General features: G+C 63.4%; 11 protein-coding genes. 7 read left to right on the top strand and 4 right to left on the bottom strand.

From position 1 onward, the window contains the following. Positions 1 to 98 precede the first annotated feature (98 nt). Positions 99 to 2387 carry a M3 family metallopeptidase gene (locus KLP40_RS02915; protein WP_215592111.1) on the top strand — a complete coding sequence of 763 codons (2289 nt, stop codon included), beginning with the start codon at positions 99 to 101 and terminating at the stop codon, positions 2385 to 2387. An 81-nt stretch (positions 2388 to 2468) separates the two neighbouring features. After that, positions 2469 to 3059, top strand: coding sequence for a hypothetical protein (locus KLP40_RS02910; RefSeq protein ID WP_215592110.1), 591 nt, complete (start codon positions 2469 to 2471; stop codon positions 3057 to 3059). Between the two features lie 178 nt (positions 3060 to 3237). Here the strand turns inward: KLP40_RS02910 and KLP40_RS02905 are convergent, their stop codons facing one another. Together KLP40_RS02905 and dusB are read right to left on the bottom strand one after the other, a co-directional pair. Beyond that, complete coding sequence (locus KLP40_RS02905; RefSeq protein ID WP_215592109.1) at positions 3238 to 4185, bottom strand: DMT family transporter; 948 nt, start codon at positions 4183 to 4185, stop codon at positions 3238 to 3240. A 149-nt stretch (positions 4186 to 4334) separates the two neighbouring features. Next, complete coding sequence (gene dusB / locus KLP40_RS02900) at positions 4335 to 5324, bottom strand: tRNA dihydrouridine synthase DusB (RefSeq protein ID WP_215592108.1); 990 nt, start codon at positions 5322 to 5324, stop codon at positions 4335 to 4337. 152 nt (positions 5325 to 5476) lie between these two features. On the opposite strand from dusB, the gene KLP40_RS02895 reads away from it, so the two are divergent. The 4 genes from KLP40_RS02895 (at position 5477) to KLP40_RS02880 (ending at position 10204) form a co-directional block, all read left to right on the top strand. Beyond that, positions 5477 to 6523, top strand: a complete 1047-nt coding sequence (locus KLP40_RS02895) for a CPBP family intramembrane glutamic endopeptidase (protein ID WP_215592107.1) — start codon at positions 5477 to 5479, stop codon at positions 6521 to 6523. A gap of 125 nt (positions 6524 to 6648) precedes the next feature. Beyond that, positions 6649 to 7587: a phosphatidate cytidylyltransferase gene (locus KLP40_RS02890; RefSeq protein WP_215592106.1), complete on the top strand. Its 939-nt coding sequence runs from the start codon at positions 6649 to 6651 to the stop codon at positions 7585 to 7587. Between the two features lie 309 nt (positions 7588 to 7896). Beyond that, the gene (locus KLP40_RS02885; protein WP_215592104.1) at positions 7897 to 9192 is read left to right on the top strand and encodes a Glu/Leu/Phe/Val family dehydrogenase; all 1296 of its coding nucleotides are present in this window, start codon (positions 7897 to 7899) and stop codon (positions 9190 to 9192) included. A 331-nt stretch (positions 9193 to 9523) separates the two neighbouring features. Continuing rightward, positions 9524 to 10204: a phosphatidylserine decarboxylase family protein gene (locus tag KLP40_RS02880; RefSeq protein ID WP_215592103.1), complete on the top strand. Its 681-nt coding sequence runs from the start codon at positions 9524 to 9526 to the stop codon at positions 10202 to 10204. Positions 10205 to 10271: 67 nt separating this feature from the next. Here the strand turns inward: KLP40_RS02880 and KLP40_RS02875 are convergent, their stop codons facing one another. Both KLP40_RS02875 and KLP40_RS02870 read right to left on the bottom strand, forming a co-directional pair. After that, positions 10272 to 11207, bottom strand: coding sequence for a carboxypeptidase regulatory-like domain-containing protein (locus tag KLP40_RS02875; RefSeq protein ID WP_215592102.1), 936 nt, complete (start codon positions 11205 to 11207; stop codon positions 10272 to 10274). Between the two features lie 72 nt (positions 11208 to 11279). Then, positions 11280 to 11816: a dihydrofolate reductase family protein gene (locus KLP40_RS02870; RefSeq protein WP_215592101.1), complete on the bottom strand. Its 537-nt coding sequence runs from the start codon at positions 11814 to 11816 to the stop codon at positions 11280 to 11282. A gap of 389 nt (positions 11817 to 12205) precedes the next feature. Here KLP40_RS02870 and KLP40_RS02865 point away from each other — a divergent pair, with 389 nt between their 5' ends. Continuing rightward, on the top strand, positions 12206 to 12688 hold the full coding sequence (locus KLP40_RS02865) for a GAF domain-containing protein (protein WP_215592100.1): 483 nt from the start codon (positions 12206 to 12208) through the stop codon (positions 12686 to 12688). The last annotated feature ends 33 nt before the right edge of the window (positions 12689 to 12721 follow it).

Here is a 12721-nt window from a genome sequence, read left to right as displayed (position 1 = left end):
TACGGACAAAAGTCCGAGCCACAGGTTAGTGGCCTGCGGAAGTCAACCGTTGCGTGTGGTCTATCTTAGCGAATCATTTTTTCCTGCAATTCCTGCCTATGTTCTCTTTGTTTCCTTCTTCCGGTCCCGCTCTGACGATGCTGGCCGGCCTCGGGCTATTTGGGGCCGCGCTGTCGGCCCAGGGCCAGCCGTCGGCTCCCAACCCGCCGACGGGGATGCAGCGGCCCGCCGCGCCCATGCCCCTGCTCCAGCCCTGGAGTGGACCCCACGGCGGTGTGCCGCCCTTCGACCAGGTGAACGTGGCCGACTTCAAACCGGCCCTGGAAGCTGGCATGGCTGAGAGTATGGCCGAAATCAACGCCATTGCCAACAACCCGGCCGCGCCCACCTTCGACAATACCATTGCCGCCCTGGAGCGCAGTGGTAGTACCCTCGACCGGGTGGAAACCGTGTACGGCATCTGGGGTACCTCGCTCAACGACGCCAAAGTGGCGGCTGTGCAGGCCGAAATGGCCCCCAAACTGGCTGCTTTCAGCGACCAGATAACCCAGAACGCGGCCCTGTTCAAGCGCATTGAGGCGGTGTACAACTCGATGGCGGCCCAAAAGCTTACGCCCGAGCAGCAGCGCCTGACGGAGGTGCGCTACAAGGCCTTCGTGCGGGCCGGCGCCAAGCTCGATGCTCCGGCCAAGGCCCGCCTGTCGGCCATCAACCAGGAGCTGGCCGGGCTGTTCAACAAGTTCTCGCAGAACGTGCTGGCCGATGAAGCCGACCAGACCCTGGTGCTCAAAACCGAGCAGGACCTGAGCGGCCTGCCCGCTTCGCTGCGCGACGGGGCCAAAGCCGCCGCCGACACCCGCAAAGTGGATGCGGCGGGCGTCATCACCAACACCCGCTCGAGCATCGACCCCTTCCTGACCTACTCCGACCAGCGGCCGCTGCGCGAGAAGGCCTGGCGCATGTTCACTAACCGTGGCGACAACGGCGGGTCCCACGACAACAACGCCCTGATTACCCAGATTCTGCAGCTGCGGGCCGAGCGGGCCAGGCTGCTGGGCTACCCAACCCACGCCCACCTGCGCCTTGATAACACGATGGCCAAAACCCCCGAGGCCGCCATGCAGCTCATGGAGCAGGTCTGGACCCCGGCCGTGGCCCGGGTGCACGAGGAAGTGGCCGATATGCTGGCCCTGGCCAAAAAGGAAGGCGCCCCCGCCGACTTCAAGATTGAGCCCTGGGACTACGCCTACTACGCCGAGAAAGTGCGCAAGGAGCGCTACGACCTCGACCAGAACGAGGTGAAGCAATACCTGCAGCTCGACAAGATGCGCGAGGGCATGTTCTGGGTGGCCGGCGAGCTGTTCGGCTTCAGCTTCGTGCCCGTGACGGACGTGCCCGTGTTCCACCCCGACGTGCGGGTGTGGCAGGTGAACGACAAAGCCACCGGCAAGCAGGTGGGCCTCTGGTACTTCGACCCCTACGCCCGCCCGGGCAAGAAATCGGGGGCCTGGATGAACGCCTACCGCCGTCAGGAGCGCCTGGATGGGAAAGAAGTGACGACCATCGTTTCCAACAACTCCAACTTCGTGAAGGGCAAGCCCGGCGAGCCAGTGCTCATTTCCTGGACCGACGCCACCACCCTATTCCACGAGTTTGGCCACGCCCTGCACGGGCTGTCGAGCAACGTGACCTACGGCGGGCTCTCGGGCACGAGCGTGGTGCGCGACTACGTTGAATTCCCGTCGCAGGTGCTGGAAAACTGGCTGGCGACCCCGGAGGTGCTTAACCGCTTCGCCCTGCATTATCAAACCGGCAAGCCCATTCCGCAGGTACTCGTGGATCGCATCAACAAGGCCAGCACCTTCAACGAGGGCTTCGCCACTACCGAGTTTCTGGCCAGCGCCCTGGTGGATATGAAGCTGCACCTGGCCGGCGACCAGAAAATCGACCCCGACAAGTTCGAGCGCGAAACCCTGGCCCAGCTGGGCATGCCGTCCGAGCTGGTGATGCGCCACCGCACGCCCCAGTTCAACCACGTGTTTTCGTCGGATGGCTACTCGGCCGGCTACTACTCCTACCTGTGGTCGGTGGTGCTGGCCGCGGATGCCTACAGCGCCTTCACGGAGGCCGGCGGCCCCTACGATCCGGCCGTGGCGGCCCGCCTGCGCCAGCACGTGTTCACCGTTGGCAACACCGTGGACCCGGCCGCCGGCTACCGCGCCTTCCGTGGCCGTGACCCGAAAATTGAGGCCCTGATGCAGCAGCGCGGCTTCCCGATGACCGGGGCCGCGGCAGCCGCTACGCCGGCCGCGCCGGCTGTTTCCACCGAGAAACCCGCCAAAACGACTAAGGTGAAAACCAAGGTCAAGGCCTCCAGGCGCAAGTAGTTCTGCCGAAAGGTCCCTTAAAAAGTCGGGCGGAAGCTACCTTACGGGGGTAGTTTCCGCCCGACTTTTTTTACCCCTGCTATGCTGCCCGCCGGTGAAACCATTCTGCTCACGTTGCGCCTGGCCGGCTCCGTGCCTACCCGGGCTGGCCGGGAACTGCACACCCAACGCGTGGCCGCCCAGCAGGCCGCCCGCACCGCCCCCGACCCCTTGGCCGCCGCCCGCCGGGCCGAAAAGCGGTTTTTTGCGGACTTCGATGCGCTGCTGGATGCCGCCCCTGTCGGGCCGCAGTACCTGGAGCGGGAGAAGCTGGCGGAGCTGGTGGCCGGGGAGCTACTGATGCTGGAGGAGCAGGGGCTGCGGGTGCCGGGCTTCGTGCTGCTGCCCAACCACCTGCACGCCGTGCTGCACCTGCCGGCCGGCGTGGGCCTCTCACTTTACAAAACCATCGAGCTACTCATGCAACGCACCGCCACCCAGGCCCGCCGCCTGTTGCGCGGCCAGCTCCCCCCCGAAGCCGACTTCTGGCACCCCGGCTCCCACGAGCTGGTGGTGCAGGATGAGGATGAACTGACGCGCGTACTGGCTTACCTGGCCACCCACCCGGTCCGCCTGGGTTTGCCCAAGCGGTTTCACGAGTGGCCGTATGAGAGTGACTCGGCGAATGAGTGAAGTGGTGAATGAGTGATTGAGCAAAAAAAACGTCATCCTGAGCGGAGCGAAGGATCTTGCTACGTCAGCACGAACCGTTGATATGGTGTCGTTTCAGCGTAACAGGAATCTTCGCTCCGCTCAGGATGACAGGGCTTTTTTTACTCAATCACTCATTCACCGAGTCACCCATTCACCGCTACCGCGCCCTATGAATGATGGCCACACTCACCAGGATAATGACCATGCCCAGCAGGTGCCAGCCGTTGAACTGCTCTCCATCCAGCACGCCCCAGGCCAGGGCGACTACCGGGATGAGGTAGGTGTTGGAGGCAGCGAACAGGGCGGTGGAGGTTTGGATGAGCTTGTTGAACAGTACCATGGCCACGGCCGTGCTCATGGTGGCCAGCAGGGCGATGTAGCCGAAGGCCGTCCAGGCGCCGGGCACGGTGGCCAGCTTGGGTACGAAATCGGTGCCGAGCAGCAGGAAGGCCAGGGCCGGTCCGCCGATGAAGAGCAGCAGCAGCCCCGTCACGGCCAGGGCCGGAATGTCGCTCAGGTGGCGCTTGATCACGTTCACGCTCACCCCGTAGCCCAGCGTGGCCGCCACAATGAACAGCCCGTACCAGGCATTTTCCTCGCCAGCGGGCGAAGTGCCGGCCGCCGCGCTGCCGCCCAGCAGCATCAGAACCACCGTGCCGGCCAGGCCCAGGGCAATGCCCAGCACCCGCAGGCCGGTGAGCTGCTGCCCGAAAAAAGCCGCGCCCACCACCAGCGTAAATACGGCCGTGAGGGCGTTGAGCACGCCCGCCAGCCCCGAGGCCAGCCGGGTTTCGGCGTAGGCGAACAGGAAAGCCGGAAGGAGCGTACCCACTACGCCGCTCAGCAGCAGCCACTTGAGCTTATCCCGGTTCACCCGGCCCACGTGGCGCAGGGCGAAGGGCAGCAGCAGCAGGGCCGCCACGCTCACCCGGCAGGCGCCTAGCTCCAGGGCCGAAAATACCACCAGTCCCTTCTTCATCAGAATAAACGAGGTGCCCCAGATGCCCGCCAGCACCAGCAGCAGCCCCCAGGCCGCCGCCGAAGGAGCCGCCGGCGCCGGCGTAACGGGGGGCAGCGGGGTAGGCGCGGGGGTAGTAGTGGGCATGGGGTGGGGGAGGAAAGGGTGCTGTATGAGATGATAAAAGAACGTCATGCTGAGCTTGCCGAAGCATCTCTACCGCAATGCTAACTTCTTTGATTAGCTCCGGTAGAGATGCTTCGGCAAGCTCAGCATGACGTTCTAAAGAACCGAAATTACCCCACCATCATGGGCTCGGCGGCCGATATTTCGTCGAGGATGTGGTGGATTTCCAGCGGGTCGTTGGTGTCTACGAGGCGGCTGCGCCACTGGCGGGCACCTTCGAGGCCGCGGAAGTACTGGGCGTAGTGGCGGCGCATCTCGAACACGCCGGCCCGGGGGCCTTTCCACTCCAGGCTTTTCTCGAAGTGCATGCGGCAGGCCTGCACGCGCTCCTCCACGGTGGGCGGGGCCAGCAGTTGGCCGGTGGCCACGTAGTGCTTCACCTCCCGGAAAATCCAGGGGTAGCCGATGGCCGCCCGGCCAATCATCACGCCATCCACGCCGTAGCGGTTCTTGTACTCCACGGCCTTCTGGGCCGAGTCGATGTCGCCGTTGCCGAAGATGGGGATTTTGATGCGCGGGTTGTTCTTGATGCGGCCGATCAGGTCCCAGTCGGCCTCGCCCTTGTACATCTGCACCCGGGTGCGGCCGTGCACCGTGAGAGCCTCGATGCCCACGTCCTGGAGGCGCTCGGCCACTTCCTCCACGTTCTTGGTCGAGTCGTCCCAGCCCAGGCGGGTTTTCACGGTCACGGGCAGGTGGGTGTTTTTTACCACGGCGGCCGTCATTTCCACCATTTTGGGAATGTCGCGCAGCAGCGCGGCACCCGCGCCCCGGCAGGCCACCTGCTTCACGGGGCAGCCGTAGTTGATGTCGATCAGGTCGGGGCCGGCCTCGGTGCTGATGCGGGCGCACTCGCCCATCGTGTCCACATCGGAGCCGAAGAGCTGAATGCCGATGGGCCGCTCGTAGTCGAACACGTCGAGCTTCTGGCGACTCTTGGCGGCGGCCCGGATCAGACCTTCCGAGGAGATGAACTCGGTGTACATCAGATCGGCGCCGCCCTGCTTGCACACGGCCCGGAACGGCGGGTCCGACACGTCCTCCATGGGCGCGAGCAGGAGCGGGAAATCGGGCAGGGCAATGTTACGAATGTGAACCACGGCAGGCTATTCTAGTATTTTGCGCAAATTTACGACAATAGGATTTAGTGCCTGGTGCGTAGTGCCTGGTGCGTAGGTCGTTCAACGACAAAGGGCAGTTGGTCTTCCGGACCACTAAACACTAAAATCCAAGCACTAAGCACCAAAACACCATGAAAGGTTTCGTTTCCAGCCGGCTGCATCCGGCCGCCAATCTGGCTCTGCTGCTGGTGCTGCTGCTGGCGGCGCTGTGCGTGGCGGGCTTCTTCACGATGGCCCTGAGCCAGATTTTCTTCGGCATCGGCTTCCAGGAGCTGGGCAACGTCAACCGGCACCCGCAGGACTACCCGCAGGGCTGGGGCGTGATGATGCTGGCCCAGGGCGTGACGCTGCTCGTGATGCTGGGCGGGGCGGCCGTGGCCTTCGCCCTGCTCACCGGCCACACCCTGGCCGACTATTTCGCCCCCCGCCGGCCGGTGCCGGTGGGCTGGCTGCTGCTGGCCGCGGCTCTTATCATCCTGAGTCTGCCGGCCATGTCGGGTCTTATCGCCTGGAATGCCCAGCTGCACCTGCCCGATTTTCTGGCTGATTGGGAACAGTGGGCCCGCGAGTCGGAGGACCGGGCCCAGGAAATCACGCGCTACCTGACGCGCTTTTCCTCGCCCTGGAGGCTGGTGGTGGCCCTGGTGGTGATTGCCGTGGTACCGGCCCTGAGCGAGGAGCTGTTCTTCCGGGGCGTGATTCAGCGCAACCTGGTGCAGTGGTTCAGCTCCCGGCACGTGGGCATCTGGGCGGCGGCGGCCATTTTCAGCGCCATTCACATGCAGTTCTTCGGCTTCTTCCCGCGCTTCGTGCTCGGGCTGGTGCTGGGCTATTTATACGAATGGAGCGGTAACATCCTAGTGCCCATGGCGGCCCACTTTGCCCAGAACGCCTTTCAGCTGCTGCTGCTCTACGCCCAGCAGCGCGACTGGTCGTCGGCCGAGTTCGACCCCGATTCTACGGAAGCCCTGCCCTGGTACTTGGTGCTGGCCTCCTTCGTGCTGTGCGGGCTGCTGCTGCGCTACCTCTACCACCAAACCCAAACACCCCGGCCCGAGGAGTTGCCCACCGAAATGCATACGCTCGGGGGCCGGGGCGTGGCCGTGCACCGCCCCGATACAGCGCCCCCGCCCGCCCGCACCCTCAGCCACGACGGCGTGGATGCTACCCGTTCGTAGTTTGTGACTGATAGCTATTAGCTGATGGCTGTTAGCTTTGTTCGATACGTTAAAAGTGCTGATGGCTGATTTTCGCCCGCCCGAAAGCCATCAGCCAATAGCCATCCGCTAACAGCCAAAACCGCTTGTCTACCTCTTCCGCCCCTGCTTCCTCTCCCGCTGCTGCTGCCCCGCCGGCCGATAAACCGCCCATGTCCAACCTGAGTCAGCGGCTTATTTTCGGCCTGATCGGGGCGGCGTTGCTGCTGGGCAGCGTGTGGTACAGCGCCTGGACGTTTGCCCTGTTTTTCGCGGTGGTGCAGGTAAAGATGCTGCTCGAGTTCTACCGCATGATGCGGCAGGCCGGCTACAAGCCCGCGGCCATGCTGGGCGGTACCATCAGCGTGCTGCTGTTTGCCAGCGTGGCCGCCCTCACCGATTTTCGCAGCCTGGCCAACCATACGCTGCCGGCTTCCGTGAGCGACCTGCAGCAGCTGCGCCTGCTGGCGGCCGGCCTCATTGTGCTGCTGCCCGTGATTCTGATTCTGCGCGAAATGTACGCCTGGCCCCGCGAGAACCAGCCGTTTTCGCCCTTCGCCAACGTGGGCGTGGCGTTGCTGGGGTTGCTCTACGTGAGCCTGCCCATGAGTTTGCTGCACGTGGTGGCCTTCAGCGGCACCGGCTACGACTACCGCCGCATCTTCGCGCTCCTGTTTCTGGTCTGGTCCTCCGATATTGGGGCCTACGCGGCGGGCAAAACCCTGGGCAAGCACAAGCTGGCGCCCAAAATTTCGCCCGGCAAAACCTGGGAAGGAGCCGTGGGCGGCTTCGTGCTCACGCTGGTAGTGGGCTACCTGCTGGGCTACCTGCTGCCCGAACTCTCGCTGACTTACCGCCTGGTGGTGGCCGGCGTGGTGGCCGTGTTCGGGCCCCTGGGCGACTTGGCCGAGTCCATGCTCAAGCGCAGCGTGGGTGTCAAGGACTCGGGCCGCATCATGCCCGGGCACGGCGGCCTGCTCGACCGGTTCGATGCCTTCCTCTTTATTCTGCCCGTGCTGGCGGTGCTGCGGCTGCTCTGGAGCTAGGGGTCGAAACTGCCCCGGCGCGCCGGCCCCCGGGCCACTATTCCTGAAAAGCCAACGCCCTGGGCGTTGGCTTTTTTTGGTGTAAAAAATTGATGATAAAGCCTTTGGCGTGGTCTTTGGTCGGCCGGGCGGCAGCCCAGGGCGGCGGGAGCGTAATGGGAGATGGTTCGGCCGGAAAGGCGGGCAAACTGCCAGCGCGTAACTCCACGTAAACCCTGTACCTTTGGCCACCCAAATTCCCCCACGGTAGTCCGGAACCCTCCCCCGGACGCCGGTTTTTTTATTTTCCCCACCCAACCCCTTACCCGTATGGCTGCCACCACGGTGTACAAGTACAAAGAGCCGGCTCCCCGCGTAGATGCCGAGAACCCGCTGGAGTCCATGATGTCGCGCTTCAATGTGGCGGCCGATATCCTGGGCCTCGACGAGGAAACCTACGAAGTGCTCAAAGCTGCCGACAAGCAGGTTATCGTGCACATTCCCGTGACCATGGACAACGGCAAGCTGCGCGTGTTCGAGGGCTACCGCGTGATTCACAACACCATCCTGGGGCCCAGCAAAGGCGGCATCCGCTACGACAAGAACGTGCACCTCGACGAGGTGAAGGCCCTGGCCGCCTGGATGACCTGGAAGTGCGCCGTAGTGGACATCCCTTACGGTGGAGCCAAGGGCGGCATCATCTGCGAGCCCAGCACCATGAGCGCCGGCGAAATGGAGCGCCTCACCCGGGGCTACACCCTGGCCATGAAGGACGTATTTGGCCCCGACCGCGACATTCCGGCCCCCGACATGGGCACCGGCCCGCGCGAAATGGCTTGGCTCATGGACGAATTCTCCAAGACGGTGGGCGCCAACTCGCCGGCCGTGGTCACGGGTAAGCCCCTGGTAATGGGTGGCTCGCTGGGCCGCACCGAGGCCACCGGCCGCGGCGTGATGGTGTCGGCCCTGGCCGCCCTCAAAAAGCTCAACCTCGACCCCAAGGACGTATCGGCCGCCGTGCAGGGCTTCGGCAACGTGGGCTCCTGGGCCGCCAAGCTCCTGAGCGAGAAGGGCGTCAAAATCAAGAGTATTTCCGACATCAGCGGGGCCTACTGGAACGCCGACGGCATCGACATCGATGAGGCCGTGGCCTACAAGAACGCCCACGCCGGCCGCCTCGACGGCTTCACGGGCGCCTCGCTCATGGACAACGCCGACGACCTGCTGACCCTGGACGTGGACGTGCTGGTGCCCGCCGCCGTGGAAGACGTAATTACCGAGCACAACGCCCACCAGATCAAAGCCAAACTGATTGTGGAAGGCGCCAACGGCCCCACCTCGGCTTCCGCCGACCCCATCATCAACGAGAAGGGCATTATGGTGGTGCCCGACATTCTGGCCAACTCGGGCGGCGTAACGGTATCCTACTTCGAGTGGGTGCAGAACCGTCAGGGCTTCAAGTGGAGCGAGAAAATGGTGACCGAACGCGCTGACCGCATCATGACCGATGCCTTCGAGAAGGTGTACGCCACCAGCCAGAAGTACAACGTGCCCATGCGCATCGCCGCCTACGTCGTGGCCATCGACAAGGTAGCCCAGACCTACAAGTTCCGCGGGGGCTTCTAAACGGTGAAATTGTGAATTGGTGAAATGGTGAGTTGACGTTCGGCCGGTTCTGGCGGCGCAAACAGCGCAATCGGGACCGGCCGAACGTCAACTCACCATTTCACCAATTCACAATTTCACCGCAAGGCCAGTATATTTGCTTTCCGATAGCCCGAGCCGGTGGTTCGGGCTATCTTCGTGTATTATTTGGCTGGTTTGCTGCCGGGCGGTTCGCCGTCTCTGGCTCGTTTGACGTAAGACCTCCGGTAAATGCTTCAACGTCAGCCTAACGCTTACCAGTAGCAGTCGCTTGTACCTGCGACGTCTGCACCATCTGCATCATCTGCGATTCATGAAGATCCACAAAGAAGGACGACGGATTCTGTTCTTTACCCTGCTGGCCCTGCTGGCCGTAAACCTGCTGCTGTTCCGCTACAATGCCGAAAACAGCGGCTTCAACCAGGTTTTCGCCGCCATCTCGGTGATTATGTTCCTGATCCTGCTGCAGTTCTTCCGCAGCCCGGCCCGGCGCCTGTTCACCCACGAAGACCTCATTATCGCGCCCGCCGACGGCAAAGTGGTGGTGATTGAGGATGTGCACGAGCCCGAGTACTTCGATGACGTGCGCAAGCAGATTAGCATCTTCATGTCGCCGATTAACGTGCACATCACCCGCAACCCCATTTCGGGCATTGTGCGCTATTTCAAGTACCACCCGGGCAATTACCTGGTGGCCTGGCACCCCAAAAGCAGCACCAAGAACGAGCGCACCACGGTAGTAGTGGAGTCGGAAGCGGGCCCGCTGGTGCTCTTCCGCCAGATTGCCGGCGCTATGGCCCGCCGCATTGTGTGGTACGTGAACGAGGGCGACGAAGTAAGCCAGGGCGAGGAGTTCGGCTTCATCAAGTTCGGCTCCCGCGTCGATATTTTCGTGCCCGTGGACACGGAGGTAAAGGTGCAGATTGGCGAGAAGGTGAAAGGCGGCCAGACCACCATCGCCCAACTCAAAACGCCCCCGCCCAGCCTGTTCTAACTGGTTGGCAACCCCATAATATACAGCGGCGGCTCCCGGTTCGGGGGCCGCCGCTGTATTTATGGGGTTATGGCTGAAACTGGGCCTGGATGCCAGCATCACCTACCGGTTGCTGACCGGAAGAGGCGCGACCACCAAACTTGCGCCACCCATTTTCGACGGTGTAGTACCACGTCTGGGTCGTTGCTGCTGTTACCAATTGTCCAGCTAATGCCTGCCCGTAGGAGAACCCGGTTTTCTTCTGACGCGAATCGGATGCTGTGTAAGTGTACGAACAGAGGTATTCATCAGAAGTGTAGACCCATTCCATCGCCACATACACGCCCTGTTGTGGGAAATCTATCCCGTAACGACTCAGATCCACCGTTACCCAGCCTTTCCGGGTGGCGGCCGCCAGCACGGAGCTAAGCAGCAAATCAGTGCCCGGCCCACCAGAAGGGCCATCGGCGGCATATACCCGCACCCGAAAAGGGGCCCGCAACCCAGTTTTACTGCAATGGTTAGGCTTTACGAAGAAGCGCACAGCCGTCAGGTAGCCATCGGTGGCGGGCTGGCATAGGCGGGTTATTTGCCAGCCGGTATTTTTGTCTTTAGATAGACCGTTTTGTGAGTAGCCGAAATTCTTGGGCTCCCCGTTAAATCCCACCCACTCGGCAACGCCCGGCCGCACCACCACCTCGTTCAACGAAACCGGCAACGCGGCCAGCCGCAGGGAAACCGCCGCCCCGGTTGGCACCGCCACGCGCCGCCGCTGGTAACCCAGGGCCGACACGGCCAGCGAATCGGTGGAAGTGAGGCCGGCGGGCAGCGGAAAGCTGAAGCGGCCTTCGTCATCGGCCTGCACGCCGAGCTTTTGGGCGGGCAGCTCCACCACGGCGAACGGGACGACGGCCCCCCGCTCGTCCTGAACGGTGCCGGTGAGGGTGTGCTGGGCGTGGATCGGGGCCACCGCCAAAATAGCCAGCCCCGCCAGGGCCAGCAAACAACGAGTAGGGAAGTGCATAAGCAATAAAAAAAACCGAATAGCGGGGCGAAGCTATTCGGTTTTTGGGATATAAGCCTCGGAAAGCCGCGCTTACGCAGTCTCCCGGGGTAGCTGGTAATGCAGCAGCGTCATGCCATCGGGCCAGGTTTGGGTGCGCAGCAGGTGCAGGGCCTGGGGGTGGTCCTGGTGGCGCCAGAGCGGAATACCGGCCCCGAGCAGGCGCGGCACCACGAACAGCATCAGCTCATCGATGAGGCCGGCCGTGAGCAGGGGCGAGGCCAGGGTGCTGCCGCCAATGAGCCAGATGGTGCGGCCGGGCTGGGCCCGCAGCTCGCGCACGAAGGCGGCCGGATCGGTGCTGATAAAGCGCACTGACTCGTGGGAAGGCTGCTGAGGCGGCTGGCGGCTGAACACGTAGTTCGTGAAGCTGGGGTAGGGCCACTCGCCGAACGTGGTAATCTGCTCGTAGGTGGCGCGGCCCAGCAGGGTGGCGTCGGCGTTGGCGAGGAAGTCGGCGTAGCCGTAATCTTCGCCCGGCGGCGGGGTGGGCAGCCATTCCACCGAGCCATCGGGCGAGGCAATGTAGCCGTCGAGGCTGGTGGCGATGTAGAGGACAACTTTACGCATAAGGGGGTGGGAATTGGTTGTGGGTGGGAGACACTAGAGCAAAGAGCGGAGGGGCCGGCCCGGGGGCAGCGCTGCTCCGGAATACGTACCGGCGGGCGTCCGGGCTGCGAAAGCTCCACCTTCCGGAAACCAGCTGAGCCCGACGCGGATACCCAAACGGCTGATAACCTGAGGGGAAGGCCAGGCTTCAAAATACACTTTCTTTCTGGCCCGACTCCGTTTCGGGCAGCTTAAACCGACCTGAAGCGTAAAAAACCGGGCCGGCCGACTGCCTGGCCCGGCCGGGCGACGCCGGCCGCGCTACCTTTGCGGCGCCCGGCGGGTTGTCAGCCCGGTTCCGTTCCCGGGCCGGGTGCCGAGCCCGGGCCCGTTTCACTCCTTTCCTCCGCATGGCCGAAGAACTGCACCTCGATACCACCCTCAGCAAAGCTGAGCAATACCGCCACCTGCTGCCCCAGCTCGAAGCCCTGACTGCCGCCGAGCCCAACCTGATAGCGAACCTGGCCAACACCGCCGCCGCCCTCCGCCAGGCCTTTGGCTTCTTTTGGGTGGGGTTCTACCTCGTGGAAGGCGAGGAGCTGGTGCTGGGCCCGTTCCAGGGGCCGATTGCCTGCACCCGCATCCGGCGCGGCAAGGGCGTCTGCGGCAGCAGCTGGGCCCAGGCGGCCACCCTGCTCGTACCCGACGTGGAGGAGTTTCCCGGCCACATCGCCTGCAGCTCCGATTCCAGGTCCGAAATCGTGGTACCCATCCTCAAAAATGGCCAGGTCGTTGCCGTCCTCGACGTGGACAGCGACCAGCTCAACGACTTCGACACCACCGACCAGCAGTTCCTGGAGCAGCTTATGCAGCTGGCCGCCGGCTGGTTCTGAGAGTGAATGAGCGAAGGGGTGAATGGCTGGATG

It is taken from the genome of Hymenobacter piscis, assembly GCF_018760735.1.
Taxonomy (GTDB): domain Bacteria; phylum Bacteroidota; class Bacteroidia; order Cytophagales; family Hymenobacteraceae; genus Hymenobacter; species Hymenobacter piscis.
Note: the sequence above shows the minus strand (reverse complement) of the source record. Positions and strands in the feature narration are given on the sequence as shown.